Origin of the sequence: Roseiarcus sp. (assembly GCF_049514155.1) — a bacterium.
Taxonomy (GTDB): domain Bacteria; phylum Pseudomonadota; class Alphaproteobacteria; order Rhizobiales; family Beijerinckiaceae; genus Roseiarcus.
Window position 1 is genome coordinate 1 of the sequence record NZ_JBEKVH010000067.1, and the last position, 19,332, is coordinate 19,332.

General features: G+C 67.8%; 19 protein-coding genes. 14 read left to right on the top strand and 5 right to left on the bottom strand.

The genetic code is table 11. From position 1 onward, the window contains the following. From ABSF49_RS11375 to ABSF49_RS11425, 11 genes are all read left to right on the top strand, one after another. On the top strand, positions 1–921 hold a 921-nt coding region (locus tag ABSF49_RS11375), incomplete at its 5' end, for a M3 family metallopeptidase (protein ID WP_424112771.1). 389 nt (positions 922–1,310) lie between these two features. Continuing rightward, on the top strand, positions 1,311–1,877 hold the full coding sequence (locus ABSF49_RS11380) for an STAS domain-containing protein (protein WP_424112772.1): 567 nt from the start codon (positions 1,311–1,313) through the stop codon (positions 1,875–1,877). Next, a complete protein-coding gene (locus tag ABSF49_RS11385; protein ID WP_424112773.1) occupies positions 1,874–2,239 on the top strand; it encodes a response regulator in 366 nt (121 codons plus the stop codon). Before ABSF49_RS11380 ends, ABSF49_RS11385 begins: the two co-directional genes overlap by 4 nt. Before the next feature lie 22 nt (positions 2,240–2,261). After that, a complete protein-coding gene (locus ABSF49_RS11390; RefSeq protein WP_424112774.1) occupies positions 2,262–4,418 on the top strand; it encodes a chemotaxis protein CheA in 2,157 nt (718 codons plus the stop codon). A 4-nt stretch (positions 4,419–4,422) separates the two neighbouring features. Continuing rightward, positions 4,423–4,887, top strand: a complete 465-nt coding sequence (locus ABSF49_RS11395) for a chemotaxis protein CheW (RefSeq protein WP_424112775.1) — start codon at positions 4,423–4,425, stop codon at positions 4,885–4,887. A gap of 53 nt (positions 4,888–4,940) precedes the next feature. Next, complete coding sequence (locus tag ABSF49_RS11400) at positions 4,941–5,771, top strand: CheR family methyltransferase (protein WP_424112789.1); 831 nt, start codon at positions 4,941–4,943, stop codon at positions 5,769–5,771. Continuing rightward, positions 5,768–6,796 (top strand): protein-glutamate methylesterase/protein-glutamine glutaminase, encoded by a 1,029-nt coding sequence (locus ABSF49_RS11405; RefSeq protein ID WP_424112776.1) that lies wholly within the window; start codon positions 5,768–5,770, stop codon positions 6,794–6,796. Before ABSF49_RS11400 ends, ABSF49_RS11405 begins: the two co-directional genes overlap by 4 nt. 3 nt (positions 6,797–6,799) lie before the next feature. Continuing rightward, a complete protein-coding gene (locus tag ABSF49_RS11410) occupies positions 6,800–7,189 on the top strand; it encodes a response regulator (protein WP_424112777.1) in 390 nt (129 codons plus the stop codon). Further along, positions 7,186–7,725 carry a chemotaxis protein CheD gene (locus ABSF49_RS11415; protein WP_424112778.1) on the top strand — a complete coding sequence of 180 codons (540 nt, stop codon included), beginning with the start codon at positions 7,186–7,188 and terminating at the stop codon, positions 7,723–7,725. The genes ABSF49_RS11410 and ABSF49_RS11415 overlap by 4 nt, the downstream gene beginning before the upstream one ends. Positions 7,726–7,770: 45 nt before the next feature. Further along, positions 7,771–8,151 carry a DUF8776 family protein gene (locus ABSF49_RS11420; protein ID WP_424112779.1) on the top strand — a complete coding sequence of 127 codons (381 nt, stop codon included), beginning with the start codon at positions 7,771–7,773 and terminating at the stop codon, positions 8,149–8,151. Positions 8,152–8,738: 587 nt separating this feature from the next. Further along, positions 8,739–11,255, top strand: a complete 2,517-nt coding sequence (locus ABSF49_RS11425; RefSeq protein ID WP_490363322.1) for a bifunctional diguanylate cyclase/phosphodiesterase — start codon at positions 8,739–8,741, stop codon at positions 11,253–11,255. A 142-nt stretch (positions 11,256–11,397) separates the two neighbouring features. Here the strand turns inward: ABSF49_RS11425 and ABSF49_RS11430 are convergent, their stop codons facing one another. The 4 genes from ABSF49_RS11430 to ABSF49_RS11445 all read right to left on the bottom strand — a co-directional run bounded on the left by ABSF49_RS11430 (position 11,398) and on the right by ABSF49_RS11445 (position 15,640). Then, positions 11,398–12,867, bottom strand: a complete 1,470-nt coding sequence (locus ABSF49_RS11430) for a sodium:solute symporter family protein (RefSeq protein WP_424112781.1) — start codon at positions 12,865–12,867, stop codon at positions 11,398–11,400. Continuing rightward, positions 12,864–13,082, bottom strand: coding sequence for a DUF3311 domain-containing protein (locus ABSF49_RS11435; protein WP_424112782.1), 219 nt, complete (start codon positions 13,080–13,082; stop codon positions 12,864–12,866). The genes ABSF49_RS11430 and ABSF49_RS11435 overlap by 4 nt, the downstream gene beginning before the upstream one ends. A gap of 87 nt (positions 13,083–13,169) precedes the next feature. After that, entirely contained in the window at positions 13,170–13,841 is a 672-nt protein-coding gene (locus ABSF49_RS11440; protein ID WP_424112783.1) for a 3'-5' exonuclease, read from the bottom strand. Positions 13,842–13,843: 2 nt separating this feature from the next. Continuing rightward, positions 13,844–15,640 (bottom strand): putative nucleotidyltransferase substrate binding domain-containing protein, encoded by a 1,797-nt coding sequence (locus tag ABSF49_RS11445; RefSeq protein ID WP_424112784.1) that lies wholly within the window; start codon positions 15,638–15,640, stop codon positions 13,844–13,846. Between the two features lie 343 nt (positions 15,641–15,983). Here ABSF49_RS11445 and ABSF49_RS11450 point away from each other — a divergent pair, with 343 nt between their 5' ends. Then, a complete protein-coding gene (locus ABSF49_RS11450; RefSeq protein WP_424112785.1) occupies positions 15,984–17,282 on the top strand; it encodes a DEAD/DEAH box helicase in 1,299 nt (432 codons plus the stop codon). A gap of 64 nt (positions 17,283–17,346) precedes the next feature. Here ABSF49_RS11450 and ABSF49_RS11455 read toward each other — a convergent pair whose 3' ends face one another. After that, on the bottom strand, positions 17,347–17,658 hold the full coding sequence (locus ABSF49_RS11455) for a hypothetical protein (protein ID WP_424112786.1): 312 nt from the start codon (positions 17,656–17,658) through the stop codon (positions 17,347–17,349). Between the two features lie 411 nt (positions 17,659–18,069). Between ABSF49_RS11455 and ABSF49_RS11460 the strand changes: the two genes are divergently transcribed. After that, positions 18,070–18,738 (top strand): nitroreductase family protein, encoded by a 669-nt coding sequence (locus tag ABSF49_RS11460; protein WP_424112787.1) that lies wholly within the window; start codon positions 18,070–18,072, stop codon positions 18,736–18,738. A 347-nt stretch (positions 18,739–19,085) separates the two neighbouring features. Next, positions 19,086–19,332: hypothetical protein (locus ABSF49_RS11465; RefSeq protein ID WP_424112788.1), on the top strand; the 247-nt coding region annotated here is incomplete at its 3' end.

Genomic DNA, 19,332 nt, shown 5'->3' on the forward strand with positions numbered 1-19,332 from the left:
CGCTGGTTCGGCAAGCCGCAGCTCGAGCATTGGGACCGCAACGCGCCGCTGCCCGACGCGCCGAGCCGCGTCTTCGCCTGGAGCGCGGCGCGCGACACGGTGCTCGACGCCTATCGCGGCTTTTCGCCGCGCATGGCCGACGTCGCGCGGCGCTTCTTCGACGAGGGCTGGATCGACGCGCCGCCACGGCCCGGCAAGGCGCCGGGGGCCTTCGCCCATCCGACGACGCCGTCGGCGCACCCCTACGTCCTGGTCAATTACCTCGGCAAGCCGCGCGACGTCATGACGCTGGCGCACGAGCTCGGCCACGGCGTCCATCAGGTGCTCGCCGCGCCCAACGGCGCTTTGATGGCGCCGACGCCGCTGACGCTCGCCGAGACCGCCTCGGTGTTCGGCGAGATGCTGACCTTCCGCGCGCTGCTCGCTTCGGCCGCCGATCCGGCGATGCGCCGGTCGATGCTCGCGGCGAAGGTCGAGGACATGCTCAACACCGTCGTGCGCCAGATCGCCTTCTATACGTTCGAGCGGCGGCTCCACCTCGAGCGGCGCGCCGGCGAGCTGACGCCGGAAGCGATCGGCGCCGCCTGGATGAGCGTGCAGGGCGAGAGCCTGGGCCCGGCGATCCGGCTCGGTCCCGGCTACGAGACCTTCTGGGCCTATATCGGCCACTTCATTCATTCGCCGTTCTACGTCTACGCCTACGCTTTCGGCGATTGTCTGGTGAACTCGCTCTACGGCCTCTACGAGCGCGCCCCGGCCGGCTTCGCCGAGCGCTATCTGGCGATGCTCGCCGCCGGCGGCTCCAAACCGCATGGCGAACTGCTGGCGCCGTTCGGCCTCGACGCCCGCGACCCGGCCTTCTGGGACATCGGGCTGTCGCTGATCGAGCGGATGATCGGCGAACTGGAGGCGCTCGGCTGAGGCGCCGTCGCGCTGCTTCCGTCGCCGGCGTGGTTTAAACATGCCGTTGACGTAAAGTTCGGCGGCGCGGACCAAAATCAATATGACTTTTAAGTTTCGATAAACCAATCCTGTTTAGGACTTGTGATGCGATCGACGGAGCCCGCCTTGGGGGGCGCCTCCGCGGCATGACGCCACTCGCTCGCGTCGGATTCCGAGCCGACATGCCCTTCTGCAATTGAACGCGACGGCCCAAGCGCGCCGCAAAGCGCGACCGGTCGCCAGCCGCCGCCGACGCAAGTGGGGGGAGATTTTACGCTATCGCGAGGTCGCATGAACGCGTTCGCACGCCTGTCCTGTTCCCCGTCGGACGCCCGCGCGTCGACGTGCGCCCGCGCCGGGAGGACGTGATGGCGAGGCCTTCGACCCCGCGGCGACCGGCGCGCAAGACCGGGTTCGCCAAAGGCGAGTACTACCCAAAAGTCGATCTCACCGACCTCGACGGCAGGCTGCCGTCGTCGTGGTCGGCGTCCAGCGTCGTAGCGCCCGCCGAGGAACCGGCCGACGAGGAGTCGGTCGCCCCAGTCGAACCGGCGCGCGAGGAGGAGGAAATCATGCCCCCGCCCGTAGTTTATCTCAAACCGCAGGCCGCGGCGGCGCCTTCGCCGGCGCCTGTCGCTTCCGCGCCGCGCGGCGACGCCGATGGCGTCCTGCGCCTGCCCGTCTCGCTCGATCTGCCCGCCGCGCGACCGCTCGCCGCCGCTCTGCTCGAACGTCGCGGCAAACCGATCACCATCGACGCGTCGGCGGTCGGCCAGATCGGCGCGCAATGCGTTCAGGTGCTGCTGTCGGCCAAACGGACATGGCAAGTCGACGGCGTGCCGCTGTCGATCGTCAATTGCGCGGCGCGCATGATCGAAGATCTCAAACTCATCGGAATCGATCGAACGCTCGTGACTGGAGAACTGCCCCAATGAGTATGACGATCTTAACCGTGGATGACTCCCGCACCATGCGCGACATGCTCAAGGTCGCGCTGATGGATGCGGGTTATCGCGTCATCCAGGCGGTCGACGGCCAACACGGGCTCGAAGTGCTCGAGCAGGAGACGCCGCAAGTCATCATCACCGACATCAACATGCCGAAGCTCGACGGCTTCGGCTTCATCGAAAACGTCCGCCGCGACCAGCGCTACCTCGGCATTCCGATTCTCGTCCTGACCACCGAGAGCTCGCCCGAGAAGAAGAACCTGGCGCGGCGCGCCGGCGCCACCGGTTGGATCGTCAAGCCGTTCGACTCGGCCAAGCTGGTCGACGTCGTGCGGCGCGTGGCGGCTTAACGGAAGTTCGAGGGCTGTTCGCATGGACACGATGGCGGCGATCCGGGAGACCTTCTTCCAGGAATGCGAAGAACAGCTCGGCGAGCTGGAGGTCGGCCTGAACGCGATGGAAGAGGGCGTGGCCGATTCCGAGACGGTCAACGCCGTGTTCCGCGCCGTCCACTCGATCAAGGGCGGCGCCGGCGCCTTCAAGCTCGATCGGCTGGTGCGCTTCGCCCACACGTTCGAGACCAGTCTCGACCTGATCCGCTCCGATCAGCTTGCGACTTCGCCGACGGTGATGCGCACGATGCTGCGCTCGGCCGACCTGCTTGCCGACCTGGTCAAGGCGTCGCGCAGCGACCACCCGGTCGACGAGGCGCGGGTCGAGGCGCAGATCGCCGAACTGAAGGCCCTGTCCGAAAGCGCCAAGGAAGCGCCGAGCGCGGCGAACGCCGGCGGCGGCGACGCCGACGGGCTCGATTTCCAACCGGTCCTGCTCGAGATCGGCAATCTCGGCGCGCCCGAGCCGCAGGCGGCGCGCTACGCCATCACGCTCATTCCTGCGCCCGACCTCTATCGCAAGGGCAACGAGACGGTCCGTCTGCTGCGCGAACTGTCGCGCATGGGCGAATTCCGCGTCGAATGCGATACGCAGCACCTGCCGCCGCTCGACGCCCTCGACCCCGAAGGCGCCTATCTCGCCTGGCGCGTCGAGCTGACCACCGCCGAAGACGAGGCGGCGATCCACGAGCTGTTCGAATTCGTCATCGACGATTGCGAACTGGAGATCGTCGTCGATCGCGCCGCCGCCGCGCTTGGGGCGAACGCGCCGGCCGAAACCGCGCCGACCGCGCCGTCCGTCGCCGCCGGCGCGCTCGCTTCGCCGAGCGTCTCCGCGCCGGCCGAACCGATCGAGGCCGTCGCTGCCGCGACCGCCGCCGAGCCGGAAAAGGCCAGGACCGAGGCCGCCAAGCCGGATGCGTCGGCGAGCGCGCCGACGATTCGCGTCGATCTCGAGCGCGTCGATCGCCTGATCAATCTCGTCGGCGAGCTGGTGATCAACCAGGCGATGCTGTCGCAGCGGGTGCTGGAGGCGGGGCTGGCGCGCTCGTCGAGCGTCGCCGCGGGCCTCGGCGCGCTCGAGCAATTGACCCGCGAGATCCAGGAAGGCGTGATGGCGATCCGCGCCCAGCCGGTCAAGCCGCTGTTCCAGCGCATGTCGCGCATCGTGCGCGAGCTGACCGACGCGACCGGCAAGATCGTGCGGCTGCGCACCGAAGGCGAAGCCACCGAGGTCGACCGCACGGTGATCGAGCGTCTCGCCGATCCGCTCACCCACATGATCCGCAACGCCGTCGACCACGGCGTCGAGCGGCCGGAAGTGCGCGAGGCGGCCGGCAAGCCGGCCCAGGGCGAGGTCAAGCTGTCGGCGGCGCATCGCTCGGGCCGCATCGTCATCGAAGTTTCCGACGACGGCGCCGGCATCAATCGCCAGCGCGTGCGCGAGATCGCGATCAAGAAGGGGTTGATCGCGCCCGACGCCCAGCTCACCGACGGCGAAATCGACAATCTGCTGTTCATGCCAGGCTTCTCGACCGCGCAGTCGATCTCCAACATCTCCGGCCGCGGCGTCGGCATGGACGTCGTCAAGCGTTCGATCCAGGCGCTGGGCGGGCGCATCACGATCGTCTCGCGTCCCGGTCAAGGCTCGATCTTCTCGATGAGCCTGCCGCTGACGCTCGCCGTGCTCGACGGCATGGTGGTCAAGGTGGCCGATCAGACGCTGGTCGTGCCGCTGACGGCGATCGTCGAGACGCTCAGGCCCAAGGCCGGCGAAGTTCACGCGCTCGGCGTCAACGCCCGGGTGATCTCCGACCGCGGCGGCTTCGCGCCGCTGATCGACGTCGGCCAGGAGCTCGGCTACCGCGACGAGGCCGCCGATCCGGTCGGCAGCGTCGTCCTGGTGGTCGAGACCGAGGTCAGCACCCGCTGCGCGCTGGTGGTCGACGCGATCCACGACCAGCGCCAGGTCGTCATCAAGAGCCTCGAGGCGAACTACCGGCAGGTGCCCGGCATCGCCGCCGCGACGATCCTCGGCGACGGGCGAGTCGCGCTGATCCTCGACATCGACACCTTCGTCGCGCGCACCAATCGCAGCGCGACTGCCCAAGAACCCCTTCTCGCCGCAGTAGGTTAATCCAATGAAGGAAGTCAACGTCGCCGCCGCCGAACCCCGCGAGTTCATCGCCTTTCGCATCGGCGTGCAGGAGTTCTGCATCGACATCATGTCGGTGCGCGAAATTCGCGGCTGGACGCCGGCGACGGCGCTGCCGCACGCGCCGGCCTATGTGCGCGGCGTCATCAATCTGCGCGGCTCGGTGTTGCCGATCGTCGACCTCGCCGAGCGGCTCGGCTTTCCGCAGACCGACGCTTCGGCGCGGCAGGTCATCATCGTGGTTCAGGTCGGCGCGCAGATCATCGGCCTGCTCGTCGACGCGGTGTCCGACATCCTCACCCTGACGACCGAGAACATCCAGCCGACGCCGGACGTCGCCAGCGATTTCGTCAAGTCGTTCGTCCGCGGCATTCTGGCGATCGACGGCCGGATGATCGGCGTCATCGAGCTCGACGGCGTCATGACGACGGAGTCGGAGGCGGCCGCGTGACGCAGGCGTTGGCGGCGGGCGTCGGCGGATCGCTCGGATCGAGCGAGTTCGCGATGACCGACCGCGACTTCAAGGACATTGCGGCGATGCTGTACGCCGACGCGGGGATCTACATGCCCGCGTCGAAGACGACGCTGGTCTATTCGCGCCTGGTCAAGCGGCTGCGGGCGCTCAATCTCGAGAGTTTCCGCGATTATTGCGACCTCGTCGGTTCGCCGGACGGCTCCAACGAGCGGCTCGAGATGCTGTCGGCGCTGACCACCAACGTCACCCGCTTCTTCCGCGAACCGCATCATTTCGAGCATCTCGGCGCCCAAGTGCTGCCGCCGCTGCTGGAACTGGCGCGCCGCGGCGGGCGGGTGCGGCTGTGGTCGGCGGCCTGCTCGAGCGGGCCCGAGCCCTATTCGATGGCGCTGACCGTGCTGTCGCTCGAGCCCAACGCGGCCTCGCTCGACGTGCGGATTCTCGCCAGCGACATCGACCCGCGCGTGGTCGAGGAGGGGCGGCGCGGAATCTACCCGGCCGCTGCGCTCGCCGAGGCCCCCGTCGCCCTGCGCAAGCGCTATTTCACCGCCGTCGGCGGCGACGAGCGACGCGGCCTGCAGGCGAGCGACGAGCTGCGCCGCCTGGTCGTCTTCCGCACCCTCAATCTCAACGGCGTCTGGCCGATGCCGGGCAAGTTCCACGCCATCTTCTGCCGCAACGTCGTCATCTATTTCGACGAGCAGACCCAGCAGACGGTATGGAGCAAGTTCGCCGGCAAGCTCGAGCGCGGCGGCGTCCTCTACATCGGCCACTCGGAACGGGTGACCGGGCCGGCGGCGGCGCGCTTCGCCAGCGACGGCGTCACCGCCTATCGGCTCAGGGACGGAGACGGCGCATGAATCCGGTCAGGGTGCTCGTCGTCGACGATTCGGCCACGATGCGCGGCCTGATCTCGGCTTCGCTCGCCGACGATCCCGGCATCGAGGTGATCGGTCAGGCCTCCGATCCGTTGGAGGCGCGCCAAGCGATCAAGGCGCTCAATCCCGACGTCATGACCCTCGACGTCGAGATGCCGAAGATGGACGGGCTCGAGTTCCTCGAAAAGGTGATGCGGCTCAGGCCGTTCCCGGTGGTGATGGTCTCGAGCCTCACCGCGCGCGGGGCGACGGCGACGATCCGGGCGATGGAGCTCGGCGCGGTCGACTGCATCGGCAAGCCGTCGATCGATCATCCCAACTCCTTCGACGACCTGCCGGCGCGGGTTCGCGCCGCCGCCGGCGCGCGGCTGCAGCGCCCCAGCCTCGGGCGGCCGGGCGCGGTCGACGAACTCGCGACCTACAAGCCCGACGGCAGAATCGTCGCCATCGGCGCTTCGACCGGCGGCGTCGAGGCGCTGATTTCGGTGATCGCCGGCTATCCCGAGAACTGCCCGCCGACCGTCATGACCGTGCATATGCCGAGCCCGTTCACGCGCTCGTTCGCGCGCCGGCTCGACGGGCTGACGGACGCCCATGTCGCCGAGGCCGAGGACGGGGCGCCGATCGAGGTTGGCCGCGTCTATTTGGCGCCGGGCAGCCTCACCCATCTCGAGGTCGCCGGCGGCGCCCATCCGCGCTGTCGCCTCAACAGCGACGAGCAGGTCAATGGCCACCGTCCCTCGGTCGACGTGATGTTCGATTCGACCGCCAAGGCCTTCGGCTCGCGCGCGGTCGGCGTCATCCTGACCGGAATGGGCCGCGACGGCGCCGCCGGTCTGTTGTCGATGCGGCGCGCCGGCGCGAGCACGCTCGGCCAGAACGAGGCCTCGAGCGTCGTCTACGGGATGCCCAAGGTGGCGTTTGAAATCGGGGCTGTGGAGCGTCAGTTGGCCATTGGCGACATGCGCGCCGGCATCCTCAAGCTGACTTCGAGTGGAAAGAGCTGATTCATGTCGATCGCTGACAAGATTCGCATCATGGTGGTCGACGACACTTCGGTCAGTCGGGCGCTGGTCGTCGACGCCCTCGACCAGATGGGCGTGCGTGGCGTCGTCATCGCCAAGGACGGCGCGACGGCGCTGCAGACGCTGACGACCCAGCCGGTCCATCTCGTCCTTTCCGACATGAACATGCCCGGGCTCGACGGCCTCGGGCTGCTCAGGCGCTTGCGCGAGAACAAAGCGACTTCGCGCATCGGCTTCATCCTCATCACCGGCAGCGCCGACAAGACCTTGATCGAGCGCGGGCGGCAGTTCGCCCTCAACAATTACATCACCAAGCCGTTCACGGTCGCCCAGCTGCGGGGGGCGATCGAGGCGGTGGTCGGGAAGTTGTCATGAGCCACGCGGTGCGCCCCGAGCGCCGAATCCATATCGTTCAGGGCGAGTACAAGGTCACCGACGACCCCGATGTCGTCGTTTCGACGTTGCTGGGGTCGTGCGTCGCGGCGTGCATTCGCGATCCGTCGACCGGCGTCGGCGGCATGAATCATTTCCTGCTGCCCGGCGAGGACGGGCGCTCGCACGACCACGAAGCCGAGCGCTACGGCGATTACCTGATGGAGCTCTTGATCAACGGGCTGATGAAGCAGGGCGCGCATCGCGACCGGCTCGAGGCCAAGCTGTTCGGCGGCGCCAGGATGATGGGCGGGCTGTCGGACATCGGCAAGAAGAACGCCGAATTCGCCGAGCGCTATCTCGAGCATGAAGGCATCGCCGTGATCGGCAAGGACCTCGGCGGCGAGCGGGGTCGCCGACTGCAATATTGGCCGGTCTCCGGCCGCGCTCGCCAGGCCTATGTGGCGCCGGGCGGCATCGACGAGAAGCCGCTCAAGCCGCTGCTGATCCGCGACGTCGGCGACGTCGAACTGTTTTGACCGTTGAGTCGTGAACCCGTGAGCCGCGTAAGTGAGGATGCGTCCGTGAGCCAGCTCGATAGCCCCCCGCTTTCCCCCATCGGCGAAACCCTGCGCCGGGTGACCGACGAGTTGCGCAAAGTCACGCGCAGATTGGAACGGGTCGACAACGCCGTCGGCCGTCTCGTCTTCGACGCCGCTTCGCCCAAGGGACCGCATTTCCACGATCTGCAGGATCTCGATCGCGCCAAGCAGGAAGTCGCCGGCATCGCCAGCTTCCTCGAGCGTCTGGCGCGCGACATGCCGGCCGAATGGGTCGCCGATTCGAACACCGCGACCCTGCTGATCGACCTGCACGAACTCGCCGCGAGTCTGGCCAGGCGCGATACGAATGATTCCGACGCCGAGCCCGACGAGGCGAGCGACTGCGAGATGTTCGGCACCTGACGGCGGCGACGGGTCGGAGCCGCCGCACCGTCCGGAATTCTTGTTGTCGCGCGCATCTTGGCGAAAGTCCGGCGTCGACGTTTTCGCAGCGCGCTCCGACGCGCGCTTTCGTCCCCGCGAACGATCCTTCGCCGCGCCGGCGATGGCGGCGGGCGTCGATGTCGGGCGAAAGACGGATCGACGCAGCCCGGGTGTGCGTTGGAGATTTCTTAAGCCACGCGCGTTAGGGCGAAAGCGCAGTCGGAAACCGATAGGCCATGACGTCACCAGGGTTTGGGCCCAAGCGCTGGCTGGGCAAATTCGCTCGCCTGGTTGCGAGACAGACGTCCCTCTTCGTCGGCGGGGGAGTCCTGATAGGGTTCGTTCTGGCTGGGACGGTTGCGCTCGACGTCTGCCTCCATAGCCTGCTCGTCGAGGAGGTTTCAAGAAGCGCGCGCAGTCTATCTTACATTCTTTCCGACCAAACGGATCGATCGCTGCAATCCGTTTCGTCGACTGTTTCCAAACTCGTCGAGCGCTTGCAAGGCGATGGCGTCGGCTCGGTCGGCGCTCTGGAATCCGCGGCCGGCGCCAAGGATGTCCAGGCGATGCTGCGCAGTCGCCTTGCCGAGGATCCGTCGCTCGACAGCGTCTTCATCGTCGGCGCCGACGGAAAGATCGGCAACCCCGATGGCGCACAACTCACGTCGATCGCCGAATTGCACGGTCAAGACAACGTGGATTCTCTGCGTAACGCGTCTTCCGGCGCGGTCTATGTGTCGACGCCGTTCCAAAGCACGATCTCGGGGACGTGGCAGTTGAGCCTGTCGGAGCGCGTCTCCGCGAGCGACGGCTCGTTTCTCGGCGTGGTGACCGGCGTCGTCAAGCTGGCGTCCTTCGAGGAGGTCCTGGAGAGCGCGGCGTTGGGAGAGCATGCCTCGGTCTCGGTTTTTCAACAGGACGGCACAATCATCGCCTGCTTCCCGCAGCGCGAAATCGTCTCCGGCGCCGACGCCGCCGAGAGCGACTTGTATACGCGCTTCATCTCACGAAAACTTGATGGCGTGGCGCGACAGAAGAGCGCCGTCGACGGCGTCGACCGGATGTTCGCCGTCGTCCATTCGCACAATTTTCCTGTCGTGTCCGTTGTCGCCGTGGCGATGAACGACGTGCTGGCCGACTGGCTCCATCAAGCGGAAGCGCTGGCGTTCGGCGCCGCCGTCATCGTCCTGGCGATCGCCTTCGGGACGATCAGGCTCGCCGTTTATATCGAACGGCTCGCCGACGCGCAGGCGCGCGAAGCCATTCAGAGGCAGGTCGCGATCCAGTACAAGCGGTTCAGCAACGCGATGGACAACATCGTCCAGGGCGTGGCGATGTACGATCGGAGCAACGCCCTGATCGCCTGCAACAAGCGCTACGCTGAAATATACGGCCTTCCCGCCGAACTGACGGGTCCCGGGGTCACGCGCGCGCAAATCGTCGGCTATCGCGGCAATCATGGCTTCGGCAAGCCTATGAGCGAGCCGCTCAAGGAGGCTGACGGCAGCGTCCTGAGCGTCAGCGAATTGGCGGACGGGCGGATCATCGCGCAGCGCAAGAAGAAGCTCGTCGAGGGCGGATGGGTGTCGACGCACGAGGACATCACCGTGCGCTACCGAGCCGAAGAGAAGGTCAAGGAAATGGCGCGGAGCGACGCCCTGACCGGTCTGTCGAACCGCATCGAATTCAAGCAGCGCCTCGAACAATGTCTTGCGGAGGCGCGGCGCCGCGCCGCCAAGTACGCCGTGCTCTATCTCGACTTGGATCATTTCAAGGTGGTCAACGACACCTTGGGGCACCCGCTTGGAGACAAGCTGCTGCAGGAGGTCACGGCGCGAATCAAAGCCGTCACCCGCGGGAGCGACACGATTGCGCGGCTCGGGGGCGACGAGTTCGCGATCATCCAGCGCGTCTCGTACATTCCGCGCGACGCCGCGTATCTCGCCGAACGGTTGACCGCCTCCGTCGGCAAATCCTATACGATCGACGGCAACGACATTGAAATCGGCGCCAGCATCGGCATTTCGCTCGCGCCGGACGACAGCCTCGACTGCGACGAGCTCATCCGCAACGCCGACATGGCGCTTTACCACGCCAAGACCAATCGCGGCAGCTTCAGCTTCTTCAAGCCGTCGATGGACGAGCAGGTTCGTTCTCGTCGCAAAATGGAGAACGACCTGCGGGCCGCGCTCGCCGAGGAGCAGTTCGAACTCCATTTCCAGCCGGTCGTGTCGGTGCCCGACAGGCAGGTGAAATCGTTCGAAGCGCTGCTGCGTTGGAAGCATCCCGAACGCGGCGCCGTGCCGCCCGGCGAGTTCATCCCCGTGGCCGAAGAGAACGGTCTGATCGTGCCGATCGGGGAATGGGTTATGCGCGAGGCGTGCCGTGAGGCGGCAAAATGGCCGGCGCACATCAAGGTGGCCGTCAACGTGTCTGCAGTGCAGCTCAAGTCTCCTGGAATTCTCCAATGTGTTTCCGAGGCGATCGAGGCCGCGGGCGTCGACGGCTCGCGACTCGTCGTGGAAGTCACCGAGAGCGTGATGATTACCGACGCCGACCAGGCCCTTTCGACGCTCCATGCCATCCGCGCCATGGGCAGCGCGATCGCCATGGACGACTTCGGAACGGGATACTCGAGCTTGAGCTATCTGCGCCGCTTTCCTTTCGACAAAATCAAGATCGACCAGTCGTTCATCAGCGAGCTCGGACAACGCGAGGACAGCGTGGCGATCGTGCGCGCGGCAACCAGCCTGGCGAAAGCGCTTGGCATGGAGGCGGTCGCCGAGGGGGTCGAGACGGAGGAGCAGTTGGCCCACGTGGCGATCGAGGGCTGCTCCGAGGCCCAGGGCTATTTGATCGGTCGTCCGATGCCGGCCGCCGACGTCTTCGGATTTCTCGGCGTCGAGCCTCGAGAGGCCGCCGGCCGACGGGTTGCGAAGCCTTCGCCGCCGGAGCGCAAGGGCGCGGCGAGCGAACCCGCCCGCCTTGCTGCGCGCGTCGCGCCTTCGCCTCTGATCCGGCGCGACCGAGGAATTGCGGCGGCTGCGTCTTTGTCGGTGGGCGTAAGCTCGCCCGCACGGTGAATCCGAGAGCCCAGACAGTGTTCGAGACCGGCTGCGCCGGCTTCCCCAGGGTCCAGACCGCGGAACACGATTCACGCGCGTCCACGCCGCCGGGGGCTCAGCCCCAGAAATCCGAGCCGGCCTTCGGCAGCCTACGAAAAGATCAGCGCGACGACGAGGCCGCCGCAATCGGCGCCGGCCGCGTCGCCCAGCTCACCAGCAATGCGGCGACGAGGTTGAGGATCAGCGCGGCGAAACCGACGTTGACGTCGCCGACGCGCGCCGGCAGGAACGGCAGCATGTCGGCGAAACCGATCTTGGTCTCGGTCACGAAAGCGACGACGACGACGCCGACGACGATTCCCGCCGCCGCGCCGTATTTGGTGATCGGATTGCGCGGCAGCAGGCTGCACACCAACGCCGGGAACAGCTGGGTGACGAAGGCGTAGCCCATCAACAGCAGCGCGACGAGCGTCGGTGGGTTATTCAGAGTGAAATAAACGGCGAGCAGCGCGATCAGCGGCACCAGGGCGCGCGCGGTCACCCCGATGGCGGAATCCGACAGCCCCGGCCGCAACGGTCGCAGCACGTCATTGGCGAGCAGCGTCGCGGCCGAGATGAGGATGATCGAACCCGGCACCAGCGCCGTCATCACCCCCGCCGCGCCGATCACGCCGACGAACCACGGGTCGAAAGACTGGATCGACAGACGCAGCAGCGCCTCGTCGGCCTTCGTGCCGGTCAGGCCGGGAACCTGCATGATCGCGGCGAAGCCGCAGAAGAAGGCGAACAGCAGGATCAGCTGATAGAGCGGCAGCAGCGCGGCGTTGCGGCGGAAGGTCTGCTCGCGCTTCGAGGTCAGGATGGCCGAGAACGCGTGCGGCCACATGAAGAAGCCGAGCGCGGTCAGGATGACCGTCGATTGGAACCACAATATGCTCTGGCCGCTCGGCTTGAAGACGAGGAAGCCCGGCTTGGCGGCGTCGATGGCGCGGAACATCGCGCCGATGCCGCCGTAATAATGAACCGGCAGGTAGATGCCGAGGAAGACGACGACGACGAGGATGAGCGCGTCCTTGACGGCGGCGTTCCATGCGACGCCGTGCATGCCGGAGATCATGACGTAGATCGTCACCGTCGCCGCGCCGATCCAGATCGCCAAAGTCGGCGAGATCGAGCCGTAGGAGGCGATCGAGACGATGATGCCGAGGCCCTGGAACTGCAGCACCAGATAGGGCACCAGCGCCACGACGCCGACCGCGGCGACGAGCACGCCCAGCCATGGGCTGTCGTATTTGTGGGAGAAGAAGTGCGGCTGCGACAGCAGGCGCTCACGCTTGGCGTAGCGCCAGATCGGCGGCAACAGCCAGTAGGACATGAAATAGGCGAGCGAGCCGTAGGCGAGGATGTAGAAGGTCGGCGCGCCGCGGCCGTAGGCCCAGCCGCTGCCGCCGAGGAAGGTGAAAGTGGTGTAGATCTCGCCGGCGGTCAGCAGGAACACCAGCAGCCCGCCGAAGCCGCGGCCGGCGACCGTCCATTGCTCGAGGGTCATGCGCACGCCGCGATGCGCGGCGAGGCCGAGCGCCAGCGCGCCGAGCGTGGCTAAGCCGATGATGACCAGCGCGGCGTTCATTGGCGCTCTCCGTCGGCTTCGCCCTCGGAGACGGCGTTGAGCGGATCGAGCGCGTAGACGATCGCCATCGCCGCCGCGCCGACGACGACCCAGCCGACGATCCAGGCGAGGACGAACGGCATCCCGAACACCAGCGGCTCGACCTGATTGACGAACGCCGTGCCGATGAGAATGCCCAGGAAAGGCAGGGCGACCAGCCAACGCGCCAATCTCATCGTCATTTCCCCTTGTTCGCTCGGAGGTCCCGCCGGCCCACCCAAAGGCAACGTAGACCCGTCGCGCGGGACTGCCAAGGCGGCGCCTCAGCCGATCTCGAAGCTCGGCGCGCCGCGCATGGGCTGGCGCGGGATGCGGATTCCGCGCGCGGCGAGGTCGCTGAGCGCGACATAGGCCATCGCCGTCATCAGCGCGTCGGAATAGGCGTCGTGCTGGTCGAGCATCGGCGCCTTCAGATCGGCGAGCATCGCCGAAAAACTGAGATCGACTTGGGTTCCGGGCGGCGCGTCGCCGTATTTGCGCTCGTAATAAAGCGCCGAAACCTCGATGCGCGGGTTGGGCAGCCTGATCCCGAGCCAGCGCCGCAGGTGGCGGTCGAGCATCGCCATGTCGAAGTCGAGGTAATAGCCGACCAGCGGCCGGCCGCCGATGAAGCGCAGCAGATCCGGCAGCACCGCGGCGATCGGTCGCGCCGCGGCGACGTCGGCCTCGCGCAGGCCGTGCACCTTGATCGCGTCGGGCTTGAGCTTCGCCTGCGGCCGCACGAACGATTGAAACCGCTGGCTGGTCAGAATCCGCGCGCCGCGAATGAGCACGGCGGCGACGCTGACGATGTCGTCGCGGCGGGTGTCGAGGCCGGTCGTCTCGCAGTCGATCGCCACCGCTTCGTCGGCCGGCCCCGGCTCGAACAGAAAGCGATAGGCGGGGTCGCGCAGCCGGGCGCCCCCGAACAGCGACGGAAGCCAGCCGGGCGCCATGGTCAGAACATCGCCAGGTTGAAGTGGCGGCGCACGACCTCGCGCAGCTGCTTGACGACCTGAAACGCGTCGCGCAGCAGATCGCGATCCATGGTCGACAGCTCGCCGGGACGCACGAGGCTGCCGGAGGCGGCGACCGCGAGCTGCGCGTCGAGCCGCAAGGTCATCAGGTAGCGCAGGGCCTGCGTCAGTTCGCGCGCCAGATCGTGACTGAGCGCGCCCTCTTCGGCGAGGCGGGCGATGCGCGCCGCGGTGCCGGTCTCGGCGAGGCCGCGCTCGAGCGCCAGCGCGCGCACGCCGTGAACGATCGGGAAAATGCCGCCTTTCTTGAGATCGAGGGCGTCGCCCTGGTCCTTGTGGGTGACGAGATTGTTGAACAGGCCGATCGGCGTCGGAAAGGCGTCGACCGCGCGCGCGAAACGCGCCAGCTCAGCGCGCTCGCCGCGCATCGCGTCGATCAGCGCCTGCTTGGCGCGTCTGAGCAGCTCGCCGTCGCCCGCCACCGCCTCCGCGTCGTAGAAGATCGCGATATTCATCTGCGCGATCTCGTCGGGCTCGGCGAGCCAGCGGCGGAAGTCGCCCTCGTAGTCGGCGAGCGGCTTCGACCATTGCGGGTTGACGACCATCACATCGCCCGGGCAGGGGGGAAAGCCGAAGCGGGCGAGCGCGCCGGAAAAGGCGACGCGGAAGGCCTTGAGCTCGGCTTCGTCGACCGGCCCGGCGAGGATGAGGCCGTTGTCCTGGTCGGTGCGCATCGTCTGCTCGCCGCGCCCTTCCGAGCCCATCACGATCAGGCAGCCGCGCTCGCGGATCGAGGCCGAAGCGGTCATGGCGAACAGCTTGGCGAACAGGTGGCGGTTGAGGTCGGAGACGATCTCGGCGACGACCTCGACCCGCACGCCCTGCCGCCGCAGCATGCGCACCTGGGATTCGATCGCCCCGGCGGCGGCGGCGAGGTCGTCGCGGCTCGAGGCGCGGTCGATGCGCGCCGCGACCATCTGCGAATTGCCGGCGATGAAACTCAGCAGGTCGATGTCCTCGAGCACGCCGACATATTCGCCGTCGTCGACGACGGCGACGCGGCGCTTGTTGTGCTTGGTCATCCTCAAGAGCGCGCGCGAGACGAAGTCGTCGGCCTCGACCGTGACGATGTCGTATTTCGCCAGGTCGGCGACGCTCGCCGTGATCGGCCTGCGCTCGAGGATCGCCGCCCTGGCGAGGTTCATGCCGGTCAGCAGGCCGACGCGCCCGCCGTCGCGCACGAACACGGCGTTGATCTTGTTGGCGCGCATCGTCTCGCCGGCGCTCTCGATCGTCTCGTTGGCCGCGATAAAAACCGCGGGATGGAATGGCGCGTCGCGCACCCGCGCGCCGAGCAGCGGGCTGAAGCGCGCCGCCTCCTGGTCGCGCGCCGCCGCCTCGAGCTTGCGCGAGATCTCGCGATAGAAGAAGGCGGCGAAGCGGTCGTTATGGGCGATGAGCTTGAGGATCAGATCGCGCGGGGCGAGGTTGCACAGCGTCTCCTCGCGCGCGACGAAGGCGTTCGAGCCCGCGCCCTGGACCAGCGCGCGGCTGTCGAAACAATCGCCGGGGCCGCGCAGACCCACGACTTCGTCGCCGTCGCGCTCCTCGACGCAGCCCTTGATGACGACGAACAGCGATTCCGGCGCGCCGTCGCGCGCGATCAGCGTTTCGCCGGGGCGGAAATAACCGATGTCGAGCGCCGCTTCGACCGCGCCGACCTGCTGCGGCGTCAGCCGGTCGAACGGCGCATTGGTCGCTTCGAATGACCTCGCCATTCCCCCGCCGCTCCCCGCCCGACGCCCGTTCTCAGAGGCCGGCGACGGTTTTAGCGGCTTCTGCAGGCGGAGGATATTGGCCGATCGGCAGGGCGGCCGGCGCCGGGGAGAAAGGCCCGCGCCCCGCCTTTCCTTGACATTGTGCGCTGCATCATGGATAAGCCGCATGCCGCTCCCTGAGCGGTCGATGCGCGCCGGCTGCGTGAAGGGCTTCTCTGTCCTCCTGCCGAGCGCCTGTTTGTAGATCGCCCAGTCGCCCGGACACGCGGGGCGTCCCCTTTAACGACCACAAGCCGCCGCGCGGGGTTTCCCGCGCCTTTGCGGCTGTTTGAAAGATCATCACTTGGAAAATTTCAACGGCTTCGGCCTTGCCGCGCCGCTCGTGACCGCGTTGACCCAGATGGGCTACGCCAAGCCGACCCCGATTCAGGCCCAGGCCATTCCCGTTCTGATGCAGGGGCGCGACCTGATCGGCATCGCCCAGACCGGCACCGGCAAGACGGCGGCCTTCGCGCTGCCGATCCTCAACCGCCTGATCGCCGACAAGAAGCCCGCGCCGCGGGGCGGGGCGCGCGTTCTGGTGCTCGCGCCGACGCGCGAACTCGCCAGCCAGATCGCCCAGAGCTTCCGCGATCTCTCGGCCGGTCTGTCGCTCGACATCGCCGTCGTCTTCGGCGGCGTGCCGCACGGCGCCCAGATCCGCGCGCTGGCCAAGGGCCTCGACGTGCTGGTGGCGACGCCGGGGCGTCTGCTCGACCATCTCGACGCGCGCGTCGCCACGCTGGGCGCGGTGGAATTCTTGGTTCTCGACGAAGTCGACCAGATGCTCGATCTCGGCTTCGTCCGGCCGATCCGCCGCATCGTGCGCGAATTGCCGCGCAAGCGGCAGAACCTGTTCTTCTCCGCGACCATGCCGCCCGACATCCGCAAGCTCGCCGGCGAATTGCTGCACGAGCCGGCCGAAGTCTCGGTCGCCCCGGCGGCCACCACCGTCGAACGGGTCGAGCAGAAGGTCGTCCACGTCGACGCGTCGCGCAAATGCGACATGCTGGTCGAGCTGTTCGCCGACCCGGCGTTCACCCGCGCGATCGTCTTCACCCGCACCAAGCGCGGCGCCGATCGCGTCGCCCGCAGCCTCGACCAGGCCGGAATCGGCGCGCTCGCCATTCACGGCAACAAGAGCCAGGGCCAGCGCGAGCGCGCCCTGGCGGCGTTCCGCTCCGGCCAGGCGCGGGCGATGGTGGCGACCGACATCGCCGCGCGCGGCATCGACATCGACGACGTCAGCCATGTGGTCAATTTCGAGCTGCCCGACGTCGCCGAGGCCTATGTCCATCGCATCGGCCGCACCGCGCGCGCCGGCAAGGGCGGCCAGGCGATTTCGTTCTGCGACGCCTCGGAGCGCGATTCGCTGCGCGCGATCGAGCGCCTGACGCGGATGCGCATCTTTTCGCTCGATCGTCGCGGCGACAAGGGGCCGAAGCCGGCCCCGGTGGTGCGCAAGCCCGCCGCGACGGCGCCCGATCGGCCGCATCATGCGCCCCATCGCGACCCGCGCGCCGCCAACCAGCAGCCGCATCGCGTTCGCCAGGGCCGCCGCACCCGGCCGACCTACCAGGCCAAAGCCGCGCCGGCGCGCTGAACGCGCGGCAGGCGAAAACAGGCGGGCGCGGCGCAGAACATGCCGCCGCGCCCTCCAGCCACGGTCAGCCGTGGCGGGGATAGTCGCCGTAGCCGCCCATCGGCGGGGTGAGGCCGCAGGCCGACAGATCGTCCGGCGCATAGCGGCCGGGCTGCTGGGCGACGTTGACGCAATCGGTCTCGGACGGCTCGTAGCCGCTGCCGTTCGAAGCCTGGCCCGACGCGGCCGCGGCGCCGGCGCCGACGCCGGCCGAACCGCCGCCGCCGACCCCAGCCGCCGCGGCTGCGCCGATCGGGGCGCCCGCCATGAACGCGGCGGCGATCGCCACCGCCGCCAATCCGTCGACAGTCGAACGCAATGGACGATGCGAAGTCATCGGTTTCTCCATTCAGTTTTTCGTGGAAACCGGTGTTTCCCGGCGAGGGAATTACGAGCCCCAAATCCGATGTCTTCGCGGCGACTTGGCGGAAGAAATTCGACCGTCGATCAATTCGCGATGACGCGTTCGCCATCGCGATCAATTGAGATTGCCGATATGCAATTTCTTTTGAAGCGCCGCTAACCTTCCCCCCTTGCGGGAGACAAGCGGCGTCGCCGCGCAACGGCGGATGAGCGGTCGCGCCGTCAGTCGCGTCCGCCGCGCCGGCTTGGCCAGGGCCAGCGCGACCGAGCCCGCCATTGACAGCGGCAAGCGTTCGGAAGCCCATGCCTCCATAAGGTCGACGGCGCGGCATGCGGCGGAGCAGGGCCGGCCGCGCGCCGGGCGCCCTTGCGCCGGGAGGAAACGATGACCCGCAAGCCATCCGATCGCGACCAAGCGAAAGGCGCCGCCTCCGGCCCCGCGCCGATCGCGCTGCCGCCGCCGGCGCTCGAGGGGCGCGGGACGCTGGTCGCGGCACTGCGCCGTCGCCGCACGATCCGCGAGATCGGCGCGGCGCCGTTGCCGCTGCAGACCTTGAGCGATCTCCTCTGGGCGGCCTGCGGCGTCAACCGCAAGCGGGGTCCGTTCGGGGCGTCCGGGCGAACCGCCGGCTCGGCCAGCAATTCCCAGGAGATCGACGTCTACGTCGTCCTGAAGGAAGGGACCTATCTTTACGACGCGCTGGTCAACCGGCTGACGCCGGTCGCCGCCGGCGATCTACGCCCGCTGGCGATCAGCCATGGCCAGGGCGGCGGCGAGACGGCGCCGGTGCGCCTCGTCTATGTCGCGGATATCGACCGGCTGGCCAACACCGCCGGCTTCGCCGAGCCGGGGCTGCGCGACCCCGACGTCCAGCGCTCCTACTATTATGTCGACGCCGGCATGATCGCCGCCAACGTCTATCTCTTCGCCGCCTCGCTCGGACTGGCGGCGTGGTTCCACAATTGCGACAAGCCGGGGCTGGCCGCGAAACTGAACCTGCGCCCCGATCAGCGCCCGCTGTTCGCGCAGACGGTTGGGTATCCGGCGAAATAGTGCGGAGAGGGTGTTGGGCGATGGACAGGGGTGGCCTATGTAGACGCGCTCGCCGAGCGCGTCCGGCGCGTCAGCGCCTCGATTTGCCTATGTCGTGGCGGTTGAGCGAGCCGCGGTCGGCGACCGCGGCGACAGCGCGGGTGCGGGCTCGCACTCCAACAAGGTGGCGGTCGCAAGCTCGGCAGGGAGCGCCGTCCCCCCCCATCATGGAAGCGTCTTTTTCCGAGGTCTTGCCGCCGTCAAGGACGCGTTACACGCGCCGCCGCCGCCCGCGCTTCCCCGGCCGCCGCTCGCGCTCGCTGCGCCCGACGCGATCGAGATCGGGACCGAAAACGGCGCCCAAGCGATTGAAATCGCCTGACGCCGGACACGGATTTGCTTTTGGCGATTTGTCGCCGGAGGACGGCCGGCGTCTCGGGCCGTCGTCGTTCAGCGCTGCCGATCCCCTCTCCGTGGTCATGGCCGGGCTTGTCCCACGGCTGTCCGGTTCGATTTTTCTGGGCAAAGCGCACGGCATTGATTCTAATCATTTCCAGAGTTTAGCGACTCGCTTGGACATGAAAGGGATCAGCGCCGTGCCCCATACGAATACGG